Raw genomic sequence first — 20060 nt, 5'->3', positions numbered from 1 at the left:
TTACCCGGTCCGTGGACGAGGTCGTGGCGCTCCTCGCGGAGAGCGATGCTGAGCGCGTCTACCCGACTCTTCGAATCGCACGTGCCACAGCCGCTCGGTATCCCATTGCGGGGAGTCCTCGAGAACGGTTGTGGGCTCGGAGAAGGTCCAGTCGAGTCCCGTTGCGAGGCAGGCGAAAGGGCTGTCGCACCAGACCCCGACCACTACGACGAGGCGATCGTGAAGCCGTGGGCACCGGGCGTAGGGTGGCGCGGTGAGCATGTGGCGTGACGTCGGCCTCGTCGGGGTCGGCGGCGCCATCGGCACCGCACTGCGCGCCGGCCTCACTCTGGGGTTCGGCGATGGGCTCGGTTCCGCCCTCGTGCCGCTCATCAACATCGCGGGCGCGTTCCTCATCGGCATCCTGTTCGGGTGGAGATCCCGGATGCCGGCGTCCTCGCGCGCGCAGCGTGTGCAGCTGTTCCTCGGCACCGGCGTGCTCGGCGGCTTCACCACGTACAGCGCGCTCGCCGTCGAGGCGGCGGGTCCGGGGCTGTTGTGGTGGGGCATCGGTTCGGTGGTGCTCGGCACCGGGGCGGCGTGGGGTGGGCTGATGCTCGGCCGAGGCGGACGGCGGCAGCGGTGACGCCTCTGGTGTTCGCGGCCGTGGCCCTCGCGGGCGGCGTCGGTGCGGCCCTGCGGTTCGTGCTCGACACGGCCGTCCGGCGGGCGACCGGCGAGCGGTTTCCGTGGGGCATTCTCGTCGTCAACCTCACGGGGGCGTTCGCGCTCGGCATCCTGAGCATGCTCCCGGCGGTAGAGGCGTGGCGGTGGATCGTCGGCACGGGCCTGCTGGGCGGGTACACCACCTTCAGCGCGGTCGCGGTGACGACGGTGCTGCTGGCCGAGGAGGGGCGCAGTCGCGCGGCGACGGCCTACGCGATGGTCTCGTTCGTCGGATCGGTGGTCGCGGCGGCGGGGGGAATCGCGCTGGGATCGCTGTTCTGAGGGCATTGAACGGCGAGGGCTGAGCCGTTCGACGCCTCCGGTGCTCCCGGCCCGCTCCCCGACGCGCGTGGGATACTGGGCTCGATACATCTCTGTATCCAATCTCGACCCCCGAAGGGTGCTTCGTGTCGTACCTGGCCGTTCTGAGCCTGAAGAACCGTGCCCTCATCGCCCTGGTCACCATCGTGGCGGCGATCTTCGGCGGACTCGCGCTCACCAGCCTCAAGCAGGAGCTGATCCCGTCGATCGAGTTCCCGCAGCTCGCCGTGGTCACGACCTACCCGGGCGCGTCGCCCGAGGTCGTCGAGGCCGACGTCTCCACGCCCATCGAGAGCGCCATCCGCGGCGTCGAAGGGCTCGAATCGACCACGGCCACCAGCACGACGAACTCCTCGATCGTCTCGGCGTCGTTCACCTACGGCACCGACCTCGCCGCGGCGCAGCAGAAGATCCTCGCCGCGATCGCGCGCATCGACGACCAACTGCCCGAATCGGCCGACACCACCGTCGCCTCGGCGAGCATCGACGACTTCCCCGTCATCCAGCTCGCCGTCACCGGCTTCACCGACGCCCAGGCCACCCAGGCGGTGCTGCAGACCAGCGTCATCCCCGACCTCGAAGACGTCGACGGCGTCAACGGCGCCCAGATCGTCGGCGGCGCCGGGCAGCGCGTCACCATCACCCCCGACTCCACGAAGCTCGGCGAACGCGGCTTCGGTCAGCAGGCGATCACCGATGCCCTGGATGCCAACGGCATCCTGTTCCCGGGCGGCTCGCTGACCGAGGGCGACCAGACCCTCACCGTGCAGACGGGCGCGAAGCTCACCAGCGTCGACGAGATCGCGGCGCTGCCGCTCGTGCCCACCGACGCCGCGCAGTTCCAGGCCGGTCAGACGACGATCGGCGACGTGGCCGCCGTCGAGCTGCAGTCCGACCCGGTCACGACCCTCTCTCGCGTCGACGGGGAGCCGGCCCTGACGATCGCCGTCACCAAGCTGCCCGCCGCCAATACGGTCGACGTCTCACGCGGCGTGCTCGCGGTGCTCCCCGACCTCGAGACGGCGCTCGGACAGGGCGCGACCTTCACGGTCGTCTTCGATCAGGCGCCGTTCGTGCAGCAGTCGATCGACGCCCTCGCGCAGGAGGGACTGCTCGGTCTCGTCTTCGCGGTCGTCGTCATCCTGGTGTTCCTGATGTCGGTGCGCTCGACGCTGGTGACGGCCATCTCGATCCCGACCAGCGTGCTGATCACCTTCGTCGGGCTCCAGGCCTTCGGCTACTCGCTCAACATCCTCACCCTCGGTGCACTCACGATCGCGATCGGACGCGTCGTCGACGACTCCATCGTCGTGATCGAGAACATCAAGCGGCACTACGTCGGCGATGCCGAGAAGATCCCCACGATCATCCGCGCCGTGCGCGAGGTGGCGGCCGCCATCACGGCATCCACGATCACCTCCGTCGCGGTGTTCCTGCCGATCGCATTCGTGGGAGACGTGACCGGCGAGCTCTTCCGGCCGTTCTCGTTGACGGTGACGATCGCGATGGCGGCGTCGCTGCTGGTGTCGTTGACGATCGTGCCGGTGCTGGCGTCGTGGTTCCTCCGGCCCGGAAAGGTGATCCGGGATGCCGAGGGCAACCCCATCGACCCCGAAGCCGCCGACGCCCCGCCCACGCGCCTGCAGAAGGCCTACGTGCCGGTGCTGAGCTGGACGCTGCGGCACTCGTGGGTGACCCTGACCCTCGCCGTGCTCGTGCTCGGCGGCACGTTGGCGTCGGTGCCGCTGCTGAAGACCGACTTCCTCGGCGACTCCGGCCAGAACACGTTCACCGTCACCCAGAAGATCGGGTCGGCGCCGAGCCTGGATGCCGAAGACGCGGCGGCCCAGAAGGTCGAGGCCGTGCTGCTCGACACCCCCGGCGTGCAGACGGTGCAGACCTCGATCGGGTCGAGCGGCTCCGCGCTGCGCGACGCGTTCTCGGGCGGGGGAACGGGCATCACGTACTCGATCACCTCCGAGTCCGGCGCCGACCAGGTCGAGCTGCGCGAACGCGTGCGCACCGAGCTCGAGGCGCTGACGGATGCCGGGGAGATCGAGGTCCGCGCCGCCGGGGGTGGTTTCGGCTCCACCGACATCACCGTCGATGTCACCGCCCCCGACGCACAGGCGCTGCAGGAGGCGAACGACGCGGTCGTGGCCGGACTCCAGGGCCAGGACGGCATCGGCCAGGTCACCAGCAGCCTCTCGGCATCGCTCCCGTTCGTCTCCGTGCGCGTCGACCGTGACGCCGCCGCGGAGCGCGGGCTGTCGGAGCGGGCCGTGGGCGCCCTCGTCTCGGGAGCGCAGCAGCCCCGACAGGCGGGCACCGTCGAGATCGACGGCCGAGGGGTCACGGTCTACCTCGCCACGGCGAACCCGCCGCAGACCATCGACGACCTTCGCGCGATCGAGATCCCGAGCGCGCGCGGAGCGGTGCGCCTCGATGAGATCGCCACGGTCGAACAGAGCCAGACGCCGCCGTCGATCACGACCGCACGCGGGCTGCGCACGGCATCCATCACCGTCACCCCCACCTCCGACGACCTCGGCAGCTCCTCGGGGACCGTCGCCGACGCCCTCGCCGGGGTGACGCTGCCCGACGGGGCCACCGCGAAGATCGGCGGCGTCGTGACCGACCAGCAGGACGCATTCACGCAGCTCGGGCTCGCGCTGCTGGCGGCCATCCTCATCGTCTACGTCGTGATGGTGGCGACCTTCAAGTCGCTGCGGCAGCCGCTCGAACTTCTCGTCTCGGTGCCGTTCGCCGCGACCGGGGCGATCGTGATGCTGCTCATCACGGGCGTGCCGCTGGGTGTCGCCGGCATGATCGGCGCGCTCATGCTCGTGGGCATCGTCGTGACGAATGCCATCGTGCTGATCGACCTCGTCAACCAGTACCGGGCACGCGGTCTCAGCGTGCGCGATGCGACGATCGTGGGCGGGGCGAGGCGTCTGCGGCCCATTCTGATGACCGCGCTCGCCGCGATCTTCGCGCTGGTGCCGATGGCGCTCGGCATCACCGGGCACGGCGGCTTCATCTCGCAGCCACTCGCTGTCGTCGTGATCGGCGGGCTCGTGTCATCGACGGTGCTGACCCTGCTCGTGCTGCCGACGCTCTACAACCTCATCGAAGGAGCCGGCGAGCGGCGTCGAGAGCGGCGAGCCGCGCGCGACGCCGACGCGCACGACCAGTTCGCCGACGACGAGCACCCGGTGACCCGACGCGAGTATCGCGCGCAGCACTGACCGCCCCCGCCGGGCACGATGCCGGCCGTGGCGTGGGCAGGCGGCGCCCACGCCCGCGCCGAGATGCCGCGGCGATCACCGTCATCCGCCGCGGCAGCGCGGGCGGCTGCAGGTCGGCGGCTATCCGTCGCGGCGGGGCGGGCGGCCGGATGCCGGCGCTTCCCGTGGCCGCGGACGAGGTGCCGGAGCTGCCGCGTCCCCTCGCCCGCGAGACGGTGGACGGGGCCGGGGCGGACGTATCGGATCGGGCTCGGTACGCGGCGCGCGTCGCGGGTTTGTACGCAGCACCAGGCCGGGTTGTCGCGAGAGGTGCGATCGGCCGGACGGGCGCCAGGCGCGGGCGGCTCGTCGCACGCGCGACGGGGGGCCGACGGCGTCCGACGACCAGCCGCCGACGGCCGAGGCATGCGCCGCGGTCGTCGGTGACATCCGTTCGTCGACCGGCGGATGCGGCGGGCCGGCCGAGCGTGTGGGTCAGCATGCCGGTCCAGGCGAACATCGCCCCGCACGAGATGGTCTCGAAGAGGGCGAGGTTGATCGTGGCCGTGACGAAGAGGGTGATCGAGAGCGTGAGCCAGATCAGGGCGACCCCGGTGCTGACCGCCATGCGGCGACCGAGCCGATGCAGCATGACGGGCGCGCTGGCCAACAGCACGAGGAAACCGAGCACCATCAGCGCCGCGACCCGGTCGTGAAGGTCCTTGTCGGTGTTCAGGGGAACGAAGCCGACCAGGGCCAGGTCGATGCCGACGACGTGCAGGCAGACGCACGCGAGGGTGGCCGACCCGCGGCGGACAGCCCCCCGACCCAGGCGCAGAATGTCGCGTCGAACGAAATGCGCGAGCACGATGACCATCGCGCCGCTCACTTTGAGTGTCGTATTGAACAATGCGCTCGAAAAGTCGCCGAAGATGCCAAGCTGGCTGAAGTGGAGGTGCCACCAGAGCGGATCGCGCGTGGTGGAGATGGAGAGCAGCAGGCCGCCGAGAAGTACCGACAGCACGGCCGCACCGACGTGCAGGGAGGGGATCCCTGCCAGGCGGCGATTCAGGCCGCTGAGACGCGGCAGTGAGATGTTTCCGGGGTCGACGGAACGGAGCGCGGTGCTCATGATGGGGGAGTCTTTCCTCGGGACGGAACGGGACCCTCAGCGCGTGGGATCCTCGGCCCCCGTCGGCTTCATACGGACATTCGCCGAGAGAGCCGTGGTTCTCGGCCGCCCCGGCCACGACGGAATACCGTCTGAAGCAAATGGTAGCTTTCGCCCGCACGAAAGGGAGAGGCCTGTTCTTTCTTTCCCCCAGGTCATATGCAAAATCCCCTTGTCCCCCATATGGGGGACAAGGGGATTGCATTCATGAAAAGTGGAGACCCCATTCACGGACGAGGACGTCGCCCGCCGGGAGAGTGTCGAGATCGGTCCCCGTGACGAAGGCGTTCGCCGGCGCCGTCATGGGCTCGATCGCGACGGCGAGCGGCTGACCCGGGTACCGGTCGGTGGTGAAGACCTGGACCCACCGGAAACCCTCGCCCTGCCAGAGATCGAGACGGCGACCGTCGGGCGCCGTGAGCGTGTGGTGCGCGCGGCCCTCGGCATCCCGCTCCAGGCCTCGATAGCCGTTGTCGAGCGTCGCATCACCCAGCCGGCGACCGCCGCGCAGGTCGTTCGCGTCGGCGACCGGCACCTCGTCGATGGGGATGTTGCGCTCGTCGAGCACGAGTGTGGTCGTGCCGGTCGAACGCACGACGAGATCCTCGGTCGCCACCCCGCCGATCTGCAGATACGGGTGCACGCCGAGGGCGACCGGGGCGGGCTTCGCGCCGACGTTCTCGACATGGTGCTCGACGTGCAGCCCGTCGGGTCGAAGCGTGTAGGTCACGCGCGTGCGCAGGTGGAAGGGGTACCCCGTCTGCGGGACGACGTCGGCGCCGAGCACCAGCCGCTCGTCGCTGTGGTCGAGGGGCTGGTAGGTGCCGAAGCGCAGCAGGCCGTGGCTGGCGTTGCCGAACTTCGGCTCGCTGATCGCCAGCTGCAGGTCTTCGCCGTCGAAGGTGTACTTGCCGTCGCGGATGCGATTCGGCCACGGCACGAGCACGACCCCGGATGCCGCCGGAGTGGGCGCGTCATCGGGATACGGCGGCACGAGGTCGACGCCGTCGACGGTGAGTGCGCGCAGCGCCGCGCCCACCTGGGTGATCTCGGCGGAGCTACGGGGTCCGCGCAGGTGGAAGCGCTGGCCGGTGGGATCGGCGGTCATGACGGGGCCTTTCTCGAACGGGGTGGGCGCTGCAGCCACGGCCGCAGCAGGCGGGTGACCCACGGGAGCACCGCATAGGTCATCACGGGGGTGAGCAGCAGGGTGGTGGCGAGGACGCGCAGCACCAGCGGCACCTCGGCGAAGCCCGGTAGGAAACCCAGCAGCCAGGAGGCGAGCAGATTGGTCGGGAAGAAGCCGACCCAGATCGTCACGGCCTGCTTCCACCGCGGGGGTGCGGCCGGCACCGGCTGTTGCACCGGCGAGGTGGTGGCATCCGTCGCCTGCAGAACCGACCCGAACGACGCGTCGAACCATCCCTCGATGCCGGTGCGCCGTTCGACCCGCTCCTCGCGCGCGAACGGGCGGCCGGAGTCGAGCCACCACTGTCGTTGCGACGACGTCTCCCACCCCTCCAACGTCGTCATGTCGCGAAAGCGGTACAGCATGTACCAGAGGTCGCTCTCCTCGCCCGCGCGCACCCACCCGGAGCCGAGGAAGCCCGGGAAAGCGGTCGCGAGGTCGGTGCCGGCCTGCATCCAGGAGGTCGCTTCGGCGGTGCGCGTCGGGTCGATGCGCCGCTCGATCGCCACCGTGATGGGGTGGGCGTCGGTGTCTGCCATGCGTCCATCTTGGTCCAGGGCCCGCCTGTGCCGGGGCCAGGGAAGGCATGTCCCACTCTGTGCGATCTTGAGGCCCTCAGACTGCACAAATCGGGACATGAGCGTCGGTCGGGTGGGCGTCGGTGAGGGCGTGTCCCGCTTCGTGCGAGGAAAGGGCGTCGAATTCGCACGAATGGGGACATGGATGCCATTCACAGGCGATGCCTGTAACGTTGTGCAGTCGGCTCTGGACACCGCGTGTGATGCGCGGATGGGTTTGTGAGTCCAAGGGGCCGATGGACAGGACGCGATCGCGGCCTCGACCATCATCAGTGAATGGCCCCCGGCCGACGGTAGTCCGGGTATCGCACCGCCTCGAGCGGTGTCGCTGTTTCGCGCGAACAGAACCCAGGAAGTCACCCATGCCCAAGAACAAGAAGCCCGCCGGCGGCCGCGCCGCCAAGAACTTCGAGCCCCGCTACGGCGCGAAGACCTCGTTCCAGGACCGCAAGCGTCGCCCCGGCGGCGAGGCGCCCGCCAAGCCCGGCAGCAAGAGCCCGAGCCACCGCGGCTACCGCCCCGAGGCCGAGGTCGCGCCCGAGAAGCGCCGCTGGAGCGCGTCGGATCGCGCCGGTCGCGACGAGGCCCGCAGCATCCGCACCTCCGCGCGCGACGACCGTTTCGGCCGTTCGGATCGGGATGCCACGACCGGCCGCCGCGACGACCGGCCGGCGCGTTCGTTCGCCGATCGCCCCGCGCGTTCGTTCGACCGCAGCGACCGCCCGGCGCGTGACGACCGTGCCCCGCGCGGCGAGCGTGTCGACCGCGACACTCGCCGCTCGTTCGGCGATGCGCGCCCGTCGTTCCGCGACGAGCGTCCGCGTCGTTCGTTCGACGAGCGTCCGGCCCGGTCGTTCGACCGCCGTGACGAGCGTCCTGCCCGCGACGACCGTCCGGCTCGTTCGTTCGATCGCGACGAGCGCCCCCGTCGTGACGCCGGCGAGCGTCCCGCGCGTTCGTTCGATCGGAGCGACCGTCCCGCGCGCTCGTTCGACGACCGTCCGCGTCGCGACGACCGTCCCGCGCGTTCGTTCGATGAGCGCCCGGCGCGTTCGTTCGATCGTGACGAGCGTCCTCGTCGCGACGCCGGCGAGCGTCCGGCGCGGTCGTTCGACCGCGGTGACCGGCCCGCGCGTTCGTTCGATGAGCGCCCGGCGCGTTCGTTCGATCGTGACGAGCGTCCTCGTCGCGACGCCGGCGACCGCCCCGCCCGTTCGTTCGACCGCAACGAGCGCCCGGCGCGCTCGTTCGGCGACCGCCCCGCCCGTTCGTTCGACCGCAGCGACCGCCCCGCACGATCGTTCGATCGCACCGACCGCCCGCAGCGCTCGTTCGATGACCGCCCGCGCCGCGCCGACGGCCCGAGCCGTAGCGACTGGTCGGCCACCCCGAAGCGCTCCGCCGAGCACGAGCAGCGCGTCGACGTCGTCCACGAGCGCCTGCAGGCCGAGGCCGTCGATGCGACGACCGAGACCGGCGTCGGCTTCGCCGAGCTGGGACTCGGTGACAACATCGTCCGCGCGCTCGCGGGTCTGGGGGCGGCGAGCCCGTTCCCGATCCAGGCCGCGACGGTGAAGCCAATCCTGGAGGGTCGTGACGTGCTCGCCCGCGGCCGCACCGGCTCGGGCAAGACCATCGCGTTCGGCGCCCCGCTCGTCGAGAGCATCCTGCGCGCGCAGGCCGGCAAGCGCCGCGAGTTCGGTCGTGCCCCCAAGGCGCTGATCCTCGCCCCCACCCGCGAGCTGGCGCTGCAGATCGACCGCACGGTTCAGGTGATCGCGCGGAGCGTCGGCCTGTTCACCACCCAGGTCTACGGCGGCGTGCCGCAGGCTCGCCAGGTGGGCGCGCTGAAGAAGGGCGTCGACATCGTCATCGGCACCCCCGGTCGTATCGAAGACCTGCTGAACCAGGGCAAGCTCGACCTGTCCGACGTGCAGGTGGCCGTGCTCGACGAGGCCGACCACATGTGCGAGCTCGGCTTCCTCGAGCCCGTGCAGCGCATCCTCCGCGCGACCGCCGACGGCAGCCAGAAGCTGCTGTTCTCGGCGACCCTCGACCGCGAGGTCGCGGCGCTCGTCGACGAATTCCTCGTGGAGCCCGCCGTCTACGAGGTGGCCGGTGAAGACCAGGATTCGGGCACGATCGACCACCGCGTGCTCGTGATCGACCACCGCGACAAGGCCGAAATCCTCGGGTCGCTCGTCGACCGCGACGGCAAGACGCTCGTCTTCGCCCGCACCCGCGCCTACGCCGAGATGCTCGCCGAGCAGTTCGACGAGGCCGGCATCGCCGCCGTCGCCCTGCACGGCGATCTGAACCAGCAGAAGCGCACGCGCAACCTCGAGAAGCTCACCTCGGGCCGCGTCAACGTGCTCGTCGCCACCGACGTCGCCGCCCGCGGCATCCACGTCGACGACATCGACCTGGTCATCCAGGCCGACGCCCCCGACGAATACAAGACGTACCTGCACCGTTCGGGCCGCACCGGCCGCGCGGGCCGCAGCGGCACGGTCGTGACGCTCATCACGCGTCAGCGTCAGCGTCGCATGACCGAGCTGCTCGACCGCGCGGAGATCGAGGCGCCCTTCGAGCCGGCGCAGCTGGGCGACGATCTGCTCGAAGAGCTGTCGGGTCGTCAGCTCGCCGACGTCACCGCGTAATCACCTCCTGGAAAGGCCCTCGTCGCTTCGCGCGGCGGGGGCCTTTTCGCGTCCGGAACAGCGCTGGCTCGCTCGCCGCGTCTCATGCGCTCGGAACCGCGTCGGCGCGCTCGCGGGCACGACCGGGGGTCCGGTCGCTTCGCGCAGGAGGCTCAGAACAGTGTCGGCTCGCTCGCCGGTGCCACGCGGGGGCGAGAGGATGCCAGAGCTCCCGTGCTCCGGACCGGCCCGAGGCCGCTCGTCATCGGCGTGCGCGCCGCAAGGCCAGGCTGGGGCCCGCTCGTCGCCGGCGTCCGCGCCGCAAGGCCAGGCTGCGCCCGCCCGCGCGGGTGGTCGTCTTCGTCCCAGCCGTCGAGACCATGCAGGCGCAGCAGGGGGCGCATGCGCTTGCCCAGCCACGTGCGGTACGCCTTGGGCGCCGAGACCGAGACACCGGGATAGAGCCCGCGGTACGACGACACGAGATGCGGGTGCTCGCGCTCCAGCCACTGCCAGAACCACTGCTTGGCTCCGGGGCGCAGGTGCAGGGCGCCGTAGACCACGCGGGCGGCGCCCGCCGCGCGGATCCGTGCCAGAGCGTCGTCGAGCGCGGCGATGGAGTCGGTGAGGTGCGGCAGGATCGGCATGAGGAACACGGTCACCCGAAAGCCCGCCGCAGCGGCGGCCCGCACCGTGTCGAGGCGCGCGTCGGCACTGGGCGTGCCGGGCTCGATCGAGTGCTGCAAGGTGTCGTCGAAGACCGCGATCGACATCGCGAGAGTGATCTTGACCTCGCGGGCGGCGTCGGTCAGGAGCGGAAGATCGCGTCGCAGCAGTGTGCCCTTGGTGAGGATCGAAAATGGCGTGCCGTTGTCGGTGAGCGCCCCGATGATGTCGGGCATGAGCCGGTAGCGGCCCTCGGCGCGCTGGTACGGGTCGGTGTTCGTGCCGAGCATGACGGGTTCGCGCGCCCAGGAGCCGCGCCGCAGCTCGGTCCGCAAGACGTCGGCGACATTGACCTTGACGACGATCTGCGAATCGAAATCCGCGCCGTAATCGAGGTCGAGGTATTCGTGCGTCTTCCGAGCGAAGCAATAGACACATTGATGAGTGCAGCCCCGGTACGGATTCACCGTCCAGTCGAACGGCATCGCCGACGCTCCGGGCACGCGGTTGAGAGCGCTCTTCGCCATCACTTCGTGGAACGTCATCCCGGCGAACTCGGGCGTCGTCACCGAGCGTACGAGACCGTCCATGCGCTCCATGCCGGGGAGCGCCGCCGTGTCGTCGACGCCCAGCTGCTGACCCTGCCACCTCATCGCATCAGTCGAACACATGTTCTAAGCAAGTGCAAGTGGTCAGCTGCCAGATTCGTACACGGGCGGGACGAGAACTGCTCCGTTCGACATGGACGGCGGGACGAGCGCGCCCCGGGCACCGGGCCGAGGTGGTGCCCCTCCGTCCGGCAGTGCCGCAGCCGTTCCATGAAGAACCGTAAGGCGCGGGCGTCTGCGTCGAGCCCTTCCTCCTGCTCGCGCCGCGTCGTCCCCTCGACGTCGTCGTCCGCGACCTGGAGCACGCCCACCCGGCGCCATCTCGCGAGGATCTCCACCAGGAACTCTTCGTCGCCGTCGGCGAGGGGCACCGTCAGGGCGTCATCGTCGTGCGGCCAGCCGTGAGCGGTGAGAGGGCCGGGGTGTCGTCGTGCGGCCGCGCCCCCGGCATCCTGGATGCGATCGGAGCGGGCGGCGACGTCCGGGTCGCCCCCGGCCCGCTCGACCGCACCGGTGTTGCCGAGGGTGGCGTAGACCGTGTGCCATACGGGCATCGGGATGGCGAGCTCGTGCGTCGGCGGTGTCGCGTCGACGGGCGCCCCGTCGTGGAACTCCACAGGATCGACCTGCTCGTCCACCACCGAGAAGGGAGCCTGGATGCCGCCGAGCATGGCCCCCGGCTGGGCGAACGGTGTCTCCTCGAACGGGGCCGTGACGCGCTGCACGAGCTGCGGCGGCGACCCCAGCAGCACGCGGGTCAGTGCCGCGCCCGAGTCGAGCAGCCCGTCGAGCGTCGCCGCGAGGTCGTCGTCGTCGGGCGCCTCCGCCCCACGGACTGCCGCGCGCAGCACCGTGCCGCGAAGCAGCTCCTTCGCGAACGATCCCGTCGTTCCGGAGGCGCGGTCGGCGGCCGCATCCACGGCATCCGGAGACAGCGGCAGCCCCTGCGCGTACCGCCGGAACAGGCGTCTGCGGTCGGTGTCGTCGGGCAGTGGGATCTCGACACCGAGGTCGACGCGGCCCGGACGGGCGGCGAGGGCCTCCTCGAGCACCTGCACGTGGTTGGTCGTCATGACGAAAGCGATGTCGGCATCCGGTTCCAACCCGTCGAGCGCGTCGAGCACGTCGAAGAGCACCGGCTCGGGCGAGAAGCCGCGGTCGGCCGCCACCAGATCGATGTCTTCGAGCACGACCAGTGCGGGGGCGAATGTGCGCGCGATCTCGGCGGCGGCCTTGACGAAGCGGATGCTCGAGCCGGTCAGCACGACCGCGGTCGTGCCGGGCGTGCGTGAGAGCAGGTGGCGGACGGTGAGCGTCTTCCCCGTCCCAGGCGGGCCGTACAGGAGCACGCCGCGCTTGAGATGCTGTCCGGCGGCACGGAGTGCGTCGCGGTGGTCGCCGATGCCGACGACGTGGTCGACGATGCGCTGCAGGACGCCCTCGCCCAGCACGATGTCGTCGGCCGCGACCTCGGGGCGGGCGAGGAAGGTTGCCCCGGCTTCGTGTCCGTATTCGGTCGGTGCGAAAGACAGCACCTGTCCACGCAGCACGCTCCGCTCCACCATGAGGCGGCGGATCTCGGCGAGTGCGGCCGCCGTGGCATCCGCGTCGGCCCCGATCAGCTCGAGCTGGGGCTGGGACGGCATCGACCGCGGGTTCGCCGCCCGCTGGACGATCGCCACGGGATGTCCGTCGAACACGAGCAGTCGCACACCGAACGCCACGACCCGGCGCTGCGAATCGGCGTCGACGTCGCGCACCTCGTACGAGACCGGCCCCGGCGCGAAGTGCGCGTACCCGCCGGAGAGGAGATCGGATGCCGAGACGTGCAGCCGCTGCTCGCCTCCTGTCACACCGATCAGGCGTCCGCCGCACCGCGCCATGAGCTCGTCGAGGGCGATGTCGGCGTCGACGTAACGGTGCGCGGGCAGCGACTCGGTCGTGACGGGGAGGGTGAGGGCGTCGACCCCGAGGTGGGCGCTCAGTTCGTCGCCCAGGGGCGAAAGATGGCCGGCGGAGTCGGACTGGACGATGCGATGCATGTCTTGCAGATACGCGTGGACGGCGTGCATGAGGCGTCGGTCGTCGTCGTCGAGCATGGTCCCCCCGGTTCGGTCTCGGCGTTCTCAGACTGCCGACAACCGGGCCCTCGAGCAAGCGCCGTGCGACCGCGTCGCAGTGGTGGGCTCGACCCGCCGGGCCCACCACGGGAGAATGGGTCGAGTGATACCCCCCGATCCCGAGCTCTCGCCCCGCCGCGCCGCGCGCGCGGAGGCAGAGCGACTCGCGACGGCGGCGTTGCCGGTGCAGTCCGCCTCACCCGCCGAGGTCTCACCCGCCGAGGTCGCCGCGGCCGGCGGCCCGACCCGTCGCGAGCGGAGGGCGGGCGCGTCGGCACCCAGCGGCATCCGGTCGCTCGTCGCCACGCGCGGGCTGCCCCTCGCCGCCCGACGTCGCCGCGCGAGCGTGCTGGCGGCCGCCGTCGTGGTCGCGGTGGCGGGGGCCGTCGCCATCGGCGCCGCCGCGACCGCGGGCGGGCGCGACGACGGCGAGGCTGCGCCAGGGGAGGCGACGACGACCGTTGTCCAGGGCCCACCCGCCGTCCCCGCCGAAGGTCTTCCCGTTCCGCAGCTCGCGGCCATCGCCGCGACCGCCACTCCGTGCGACGACCCGGCGTTCACCGCGGCTCTGGCGTCGGGCGACGACGCGGCCGTCATCGCGGCCGCCGGTGGCGGAAGCGCCTTCCGCGCAGCGGTGGCATCCGGGATCGCGCCGTGCGTGTCATTGTCGGACCCGAACCGTGAGTGGGTCGTCGTCAACAAGCAACGCCCCCTCGACCCGGTCGACTACCGCGCCGGCGACCTCGTCATGCCCGAGAACGTGCGCGCCCTCGAGCAGTCGGCGCTGCGGGCACGGGCGGCGGGTGCGTTGACCGAGATGGTGCGTGCCGCCTCCGACGCCGGTGCGGGCGAGATCGCATACCTCAGCGCCTTCCGCTCCTACTCGACGCAGCAGTCGACGTACGCCGGCCGTGTCTCGGTGGGTGGGGTCGAAGAAGCGGACCGTGAGAGCGCGCGTGCCGGCTACAGCGAACACCAGACGGGGCTGGCCGTCGACATCGTGCCGTGCCGCGGCTCATGCGCCACCCTCGACGACGTCGCCGGTTCGCCTCAGGGGGCGTGGGTGCGCGACCACGCCTGGGAGTTCGGCTTCATCACGCGTTACGCCGAGGGGCGCGAGAGCGTCAGCGGCTACGAGCCCGAGGCCTGGCACCTGCGCTACATCGGGCCCGAGCTCGCCCGCGCGTACCACGAGGGCGGGTACACGACGCTCGAGGAGTTCTTCGGGCTCCCGGCGGCGCCGACGTACTGAGCGATGGATGCCGGGGTCTTCGGCATCCGTTTCGACCCGCGCTCTGCACGCTCTCGCCGAGTCGTCGACCCGTCTCGAACCTGCTGACTCGCGCCGTCTGCACGTGCAGAGCCCCGAGAAGCGGGCACGAGCCGCACCTCACCGCGGCGTCGAACGCGGCGTGGCCGCGGTCTCAGTTCACGACGCCGGCGCTGCAGGTCTGCTGCGCCGCGCTCGAACCGCTGATCGAGGGCGGAAGCGCGACGGCTCCCGTGGAGGGGTCGACCTCGCCCGGCTCGACCTCGTCGGCGGGTGGGGCCTCTTCCGTCGGCGACGCGTCGGGTGCGGGTGTCGGGTCCGCGACGACCGTGCCGCCGTTGACGGCGACGTCGCCGGTGACCTCGATGGCCTGGTTCGCGGCGAGGGCATCCCAGAGCACCTCCGCGGCCGAATAGTTCGGAGCCACGCGGTTGCGGTCCGACGGTGCCTCCACCGTCGGGTACTGCACGAACACGATGTCTTCGAACGGCACGTCCTTGACGGCTTGCGCCACCTGAACGAGCGTCAGGGGGTTCGTCAGACTCTGGGTGGGCGTGACGTTGCGCAGTCCCGTGGATGCCAGGCGGAGCACGGTCGCGGGGTTCGACAGCACCTCCTCGCTGACGAGTTTGCGGGCCAGGCGCGACATGTACTGCTGCTGGTTACTCACGCGGGCCAGGTCGCTGCCGCCTACGCCGTATCGCGTGCGCAGGAACTGCAGGGCCTCGATGCCCTGGATGGTGCGCGGACCCGCCTCCCAGTCGATCCCGGTGTTGTCGTCGCGCATGTCGCTGGCGAGGCAGATCTCGACGCCGCCGATCGCGTTGGTGATCTCGATCACCCCGCCGAAGGTCACCATCGCCCCGAACTGGATCTGCTGTCCGCTCATGTCGGAGATCGCCGTGATCACGCACGACAGCCCGCCGTACGTGTACAGCTCGTTGATCTGCAGGTACCCGCCGTCGAAGCGGCCGCCCTCGGAGGTGTCGCACGCCGGGGCGTCGAACACGAGGTCGCGGGGGAACGACACCACGGTGACCTTGCGAGGCGCGTCCGAGATGTGCACGAGGATGTTGACGTCGTTGAGCCGCCCCTCGGAGTCCGGACCCTCGCAGCGCTCGCCGAAGAGGGCGATGAGGTTTTCTTCGCACGCGTCGATACCGACCACCATCATGTTGACGCCGCCCTCGAGCTGGCCGAGGTCGGGTGGCACGGGCGGTTGGTTCTGCACTTCGACGGCTTCTGCCACGAACTCCGCCGTGAGGTCGTAGGCGGTGTACGACACGACCCCGAACACCGACACCAGGGCGACGACTGCCGCAACGGCGATGAGGGTGGCCAGCTGGCCGAGGGGATGCGGCGAACGCAGGTGCGCGTGCTGCGCGACGGTACGACGGCGCCGGGGCATGGCAGCTCCTCCTCGTGTTTCGTCGCAGTCTAGGGGTCTGGTGACCTGCGCCCCGCCGTGCGGTCGGAAGACGCGCCGCGCGCCCCGCCCCGGTCGGAAAGCGCGACGAAAGCGCGAGCGAATGGACTCGTGGTTCGTTTCGGGGCTGTGACGTTTGCCTATGTGCGCGACATTTCCCGTAGGTGATGAATCCACCCTGAGTTATGTTTGTGCAACGCGTGTCGCTGTTGACGCGCAAATCGCTCATTCATCCCCCCGTTTGGAGCGCACTATGGGTCGAACCCTGCGTTCAGTCGCGGCCATTTCCCTGGCCGGACTGCTCACCGCCACCGGAGCAACGGCCGTCCAGGCCGCCGACGTGGGCGAGGCGGTGACGCCCCCCACACCCATCGAATCCGCCACGGGCCGCTACATCGTCGTGCTCGACGAGGCTCCCGTCGCCACCTACGGCGGCGGAGAGCCGGGCCTGGATGCCACGAAGTCCGACGACGCGAAGCTCGATCCCGACTCGCCCGCCGCGCGCGAGTACTCGGCGTTCCTCGAGCAGCGCCAGCAGGACGTCGCCGACGGGGCGGGCGTGCGCCCCGAGACGACCTACACCGTCGCGGTCAACGGCTTCAGCGCCTCGATGGACCCGAACCAGGCGGCCAAGCTCGCCGCGACCGAGGGCGTGCAGAAGGTCGTCCCCGACGAGATCCGGCACCCGCACGCGGTCCCCTCGACCGAGTTCCTCGGCCTCGAGGGCGACGACGGCGTCTGGCAGCGGGTCGGCGGCACGGATGCCGCGGGCGAGGGCGTCGTCGTCGGTGTGATCGACACCGGGATCGCGCCCGAGAACCCGGCCTTCGCGGGCGAGCCGCTGGGCACCACCGCCGGTGACGAGCCGTACCTCGACGGCAACGACGTCGTGTTCCGCAAGGGCGACGGATCCGACTTCCGCTCGCCCCGCGTGGCCGAGGGCAACGGCTGGTCGCTGTCGGACTACTCCACCAAGCTCGTCGGCGCCCGCTACTTCGACACCGGCGCCGCAGCGTCCGGCTTCACCTTCGAAGCCGACTACGTCTCGCCCCGCGACGGCGACACGCACGGGTCGCACACGGCGAGCACCGCCGCCGGCAACCTCGGCGTCGAGGCCGATGTCGAAGGCCTCGACTTCGGCGCGATCTCGGGCGTCGCCCCGGCCGCCAAGGTGGCCGCGTACAAGGCGTGCTGGGCGGGCCCCGATCCGCTCGTGACGACCGACGACGTCTGCGCCCTGAGCGACCTGCTCGGCGCGATCAACGCGGCGGTCCAAGACAACGTCGACGTCATCAACTACTCCATCGGCGGCGGGGCGGCCAGCTCCACCTTCGCCCTCGAGGACCAGGCGTTCTTCAACGCCGCGGCGGCCGGCGTCTTCGTCGCGGTCTCGGCCGGCAACTCCGGTCCCGACGCGTCGACGGCCGACCACGCCTCGCCCTGGTACACCACGGTCGCGGCATCCACGATCCCGACGTACGAGGGCACGGTGACGCTGCCGAACGGCTTCGAAGCCGCCGGCGCGTCCATCTCGGTGCCCGCCGACCAGAACGTCACGGCTCCCGTGGTCTACGCCGGTGACATCGCGGCATCCGGAACCGACGCCGCGAACGCGGCCCTCTGCCTGTTGGGCTCGCTCGACCCCGCACAGGCCGCGGGCAAGATCGTCGTGTGCGACCGCGGGCAGAACGCCCGTGTCGAGAAGTCGCAGGCCGTGAAGGAGGCCGGTGGCGTGGGCATGATCCTCGTCAACGTCACCCCCGCCTCGGTCGACAACGACTTCCACTCCGTGCCGACCGTGCACCTCGACGCGCAGTACCGCGAGGCGCTGCTGTCGTACGTGCGCGAGACCCCGGATGCCACGGCCACCCTCATCGGCGAGAACATCACCGACGACGTGACTCCGACGCCGCAGGTCGCGGGCTTCTCGAGCCGCGGACCGATGCTGGCCGACGGCAGCGACATCCTCAAGCCCGACGTCTCGGCGCCCGGTGTCGCGATCCTCGCCGCGGCTGCCAACGCGCCCGGTGCCGACCCGGCGTTCGAGTTCCTCTCGGGCACGTCGATGTCGTCGCCGCACGTCGCCGGCCTGGCCGCGCTGTACCTCGGGGAGCGGCCGCAAGCCACGCCCGCCGAGGTGAAGTCGGCGATGATGACCACCGCGTACGACACCGTCGACGCCGAGAACGCGCCCGCCCAGGACCCGTTCGCGCAGGGCGCCGGTCACGTCGACCCCACGAAGTACTTCGACCCGGGTCTGCTGTACCTGAACGGCTCCGCCGACTGGGCGGCGTTCCTGCAGGGCAAGGGCCTCTACGACTTCGGTGTCGAGCCGATCGACGGCAGCGACCTCAACCTCGCGTCGATCTCGATCGGTTCGCTGGCCAAGCCCCAGACGATCACCCGCACGGTGACCTCGACGCAGGCCGGCACGTTCTCGGCATCCATCGACGTTCCCGGAGTGGATGCCGTGGTGGAGCCGTCGACGCTGGAGTTCACCGACGCCGACCAGAAGAAGACCTTCACGGTCACCTTCACCCGCACGACGGCCGCCGCCGAGCAGTGGTCGACCGGCTTCCTCACGTGGACGAGCGGTGACACCCAGGTGCGTTCGCCGATCGCCATCCGTCCCGCGACGGCCGAGGCGCCGGCCGAGGTCTCGGGAACCGGTCTGTCGGGCGCGACGAGCGTGGAGATCCTCCCCGGGATCACCGGCGAGCTGCCGCTGAACCTGTCGGGCCTGACCGCCGAGACCCTGCTGACCGACCCCGACAACCCCGTCGAGGGGCACAGCGGAAATCAGGCCTCCGGTGACGAAGACGGTTACGTCCGATGGGTCGTCGACGTGCCCGAGGGCACCACGCTCTCGCGCTTCGACCTCGACTCCTCCGACGACGACGGCAGCGACCTCGACCTGTTCGTCTCGCGCGTCGTGAGCCCCGACGACCTGCGGTACTACGAGCGGTTCACCTCGGCGACGGCCTCGGCCGACGAGCGGGTGTCGCTGCCGAACCCCACCCCGGGTACCTACCTCGTCGAGGCGAACGTGTACTCGTTCACCGCGCCGTTCACGTGGGACATGACCTACGCCAACGTCGCACCCGAGGGGGAGGGCCAGCTCACGGCCTCGCCCAACCCGCTGACGGCGGAGCAGGGCACGCCGGTGTCGTACGAGCTGTCGTGGCAGGGCCTCACGCCCGACACCCGCTACCTCGGCGTGGTGCAGTACGGCGACTCCGAGGTGCAGACCGTGCTCACGGTCGAGGCCGGAGAAGCGGCCCCGGTGGCCGTGGAGGCGCCGACCGTGTCGGGCACCGTGGCCATCAACCGCACCCTGCGTGCCACCCCCGGCACGTGGGACCCCGCCGACGTGACCACGACGTACCAGTGGCTGCGCGACGGCGAACCCATCCAGGGCGCGACCTCGCAGAGCTACCGCGTGCAGCGTGCCGACCTCGGTCGCATCATCAGCGTGCGGGTGACCGCGACGTCTGCGGTCACGGGCCTGTCGGGCACGGCCGACAGTGAGGGTGTGGCATCCGTCGTCACCTCGCGCACCGAGGTGACCGTGAGCCCGTGGGTCGGGCGCACCACCGACACCTACACCGTCACCGTCAAGGTGCGACCGGCGGGCGGCCCTGCCGCGACGGGCGACATCGTCGTCACGGTGGCGGGCAAGGACTACCCCGCCACCCTGCAGGGCGGCAGTGCGTCGGTCACCCTCGACCCGCAGACGCGCGGCGCCAAGGTGGTGAAGGTCACCTACGGCGGCAGCACCACCGTGCAGCCGTCGACCGCGAGCAGCGCGTTCATCGTGCTGCGGTAGTCACCGTTCGATCCCTGCGGCGTCCGGGCTTCGGCTCGGGCGCCGCGGTGTCGTTTCGGGTGAACGGTCTGCGGTGGGGGTTTCAGGCGCACACGCGCCCTGGCTCTGCTGCAGCCGGCCACAGCTTCTGCCCTGCTCCACCTCATGAGAGATCGTTCTGGCGTGGCCGAAGTAGCCGCCGATGGGGAAGATACGCACGCGCCGACCGGATGGGATGGTCGCTTCTCACCGCGCGGTGTCGCGCACAGGGGGTTCTGCGCCTGGCTGCGCCTTCGTCTCCCACCGCGGCAGGTTACTGCGCGGTTCGCGCGTAA

Annotated in this window: 11 protein-coding genes and 1 pseudogene; 6 read left to right on the top strand and 6 right to left on the bottom strand. The window is 70.8% G+C overall.

Annotation, left to right across the window (positions count from 1 at the left end):
* Positions 1 to 259 precede the first annotated feature (259 nt).
* The 3 genes from QE410_RS14830 to QE410_RS14820 all read left to right on the top strand — a co-directional run bounded on the left by QE410_RS14830 (position 260) and on the right by QE410_RS14820 (position 4274).
* Positions 260 to 625 (top strand): CrcB family protein, encoded by a 366-nt coding sequence (locus tag QE410_RS14830; RefSeq protein WP_307334567.1) that lies wholly within the window; start codon positions 260 to 262, stop codon positions 623 to 625.
* Positions 622 to 987 (top strand): CrcB family protein, encoded by a 366-nt coding sequence (locus QE410_RS14825; protein WP_307333421.1) that lies wholly within the window; start codon positions 622 to 624, stop codon positions 985 to 987. Before QE410_RS14830 ends, QE410_RS14825 begins: the two co-directional genes overlap by 4 nt.
* Positions 988 to 1112: 125 nt before the next feature.
* A complete protein-coding gene (locus QE410_RS14820; RefSeq protein WP_307333419.1) occupies positions 1113 to 4274 on the top strand; it encodes an efflux RND transporter permease subunit in 3162 nt (1053 codons plus the stop codon).
* A gap of 532 nt (positions 4275 to 4806) precedes the next feature.
* On the opposite strand, the pseudogene QE410_RS14815 reads toward QE410_RS14820, so the two are convergent.
* From QE410_RS14815 to QE410_RS14805, 3 genes and pseudogenes are all read right to left on the bottom strand, one after another.
* Positions 4807 to 5385: pseudogene (locus tag QE410_RS14815) on the bottom strand (hypothetical protein); the annotation flags it as partial.
* Between the two features lie 244 nt (positions 5386 to 5629).
* Entirely contained in the window at positions 5630 to 6532 is a 903-nt protein-coding gene (locus QE410_RS14810) for an aldose 1-epimerase family protein (RefSeq protein WP_307333417.1), read from the bottom strand.
* Positions 6529 to 7152 carry an antibiotic biosynthesis monooxygenase gene (locus tag QE410_RS14805; RefSeq protein ID WP_307333416.1) on the bottom strand — a complete coding sequence of 208 codons (624 nt, stop codon included), beginning with the start codon at positions 7150 to 7152 and terminating at the stop codon, positions 6529 to 6531. The genes QE410_RS14810 and QE410_RS14805 overlap by 4 nt, the downstream gene beginning before the upstream one ends.
* 401 nt (positions 7153 to 7553) lie before the next feature.
* Between QE410_RS14805 and QE410_RS14800 the strand changes: the two genes are divergently transcribed.
* Positions 7554 to 9851, top strand: coding sequence for a DEAD/DEAH box helicase (locus QE410_RS14800; protein WP_307333414.1), 2298 nt, complete (start codon positions 7554 to 7556; stop codon positions 9849 to 9851).
* A 152-nt stretch (positions 9852 to 10003) separates the two neighbouring features.
* On the opposite strand, the gene QE410_RS14795 is transcribed toward QE410_RS14800, so the two are convergent.
* Together QE410_RS14795 and QE410_RS14790 are read right to left on the bottom strand one after the other, a co-directional pair.
* Positions 10004 to 11149: an Rv2578c family radical SAM protein gene (locus QE410_RS14795; protein WP_307333412.1), complete on the bottom strand. Its 1146-nt coding sequence runs from the start codon at positions 11147 to 11149 to the stop codon at positions 10004 to 10006.
* On the bottom strand, positions 11146 to 13203 hold the full coding sequence (locus QE410_RS14790) for an ATP-binding protein (RefSeq protein ID WP_307333410.1): 2058 nt from the start codon (positions 13201 to 13203) through the stop codon (positions 11146 to 11148). The genes QE410_RS14795 and QE410_RS14790 overlap by 4 nt, the downstream gene beginning before the upstream one ends.
* A gap of 124 nt (positions 13204 to 13327) precedes the next feature.
* On the opposite strand from QE410_RS14790, the gene QE410_RS14785 reads away from it, so the two are divergent.
* A complete protein-coding gene (locus QE410_RS14785) occupies positions 13328 to 14476 on the top strand; it encodes a M15 family metallopeptidase (RefSeq protein WP_307333408.1) in 1149 nt (382 codons plus the stop codon).
* A gap of 172 nt (positions 14477 to 14648) precedes the next feature.
* On the opposite strand, the gene QE410_RS14780 is transcribed toward QE410_RS14785, so the two are convergent.
* On the bottom strand, positions 14649 to 15902 hold the full coding sequence (locus QE410_RS14780; protein WP_307333406.1) for an LCP family protein: 1254 nt from the start codon (positions 15900 to 15902) through the stop codon (positions 14649 to 14651).
* Between the two features lie 271 nt (positions 15903 to 16173).
* Here QE410_RS14780 and QE410_RS14775 point away from each other — a divergent pair, with 271 nt between their 5' ends.
* Positions 16174 to 19746, top strand: coding sequence for a S8 family serine peptidase (locus QE410_RS14775; RefSeq protein ID WP_307333404.1), 3573 nt, complete (start codon positions 16174 to 16176; stop codon positions 19744 to 19746).
* The last annotated feature ends 314 nt before the right edge of the window (positions 19747 to 20060 follow it).

The sequence above is a fragment of the Microbacterium sp. SORGH_AS_1204 genome, assembly GCF_030818935.1.
Classification (GTDB): domain Bacteria; phylum Actinomycetota; class Actinomycetes; order Actinomycetales; family Microbacteriaceae; genus Microbacterium.
Note: the sequence above shows the minus strand (reverse complement) of the source record. Positions and strands in the feature narration are given on the sequence as shown.

Coding starts and splice junctions, on each gene's coding strand:
- QE410_RS14800 (WP_307333414.1), top strand. CDS start 7,554: ATGCCCAAGAACAAGAAGCCCGCCGGCGGCCGCGCCGCCAAGAACTTC.
- QE410_RS14790 (WP_307333410.1), bottom strand. CDS start 13,203: ATGCTCGACGACGACGACCGACGCCTCATGCACGCCGTCCACGCGTAT.
- QE410_RS14795 (WP_307333412.1), bottom strand. CDS start 11,149: ATGAGGTGGCAGGGTCAGCAGCTGGGCGTCGACGACACGGCGGCGCTC.
- QE410_RS14805 (WP_307333416.1), bottom strand. CDS start 7,152: ATGGCAGACACCGACGCCCACCCCATCACGGTGGCGATCGAGCGGCGC.
- QE410_RS14780 (WP_307333406.1), bottom strand. CDS start 15,902: ATGCCCCGGCGCCGTCGTACCGTCGCGCAGCACGCGCACCTGCGTTCG.
- QE410_RS14810 (WP_307333417.1), bottom strand. CDS start 6,532: ATGACCGCCGATCCCACCGGCCAGCGCTTCCACCTGCGCGGACCCCGT.
- QE410_RS14775 (WP_307333404.1), top strand. CDS start 16,174: ATGGGTCGAACCCTGCGTTCAGTCGCGGCCATTTCCCTGGCCGGACTG.
- QE410_RS14830 (WP_307334567.1), top strand. CDS start 260: ATGTGGCGTGACGTCGGCCTCGTCGGGGTCGGCGGCGCCATCGGCACC.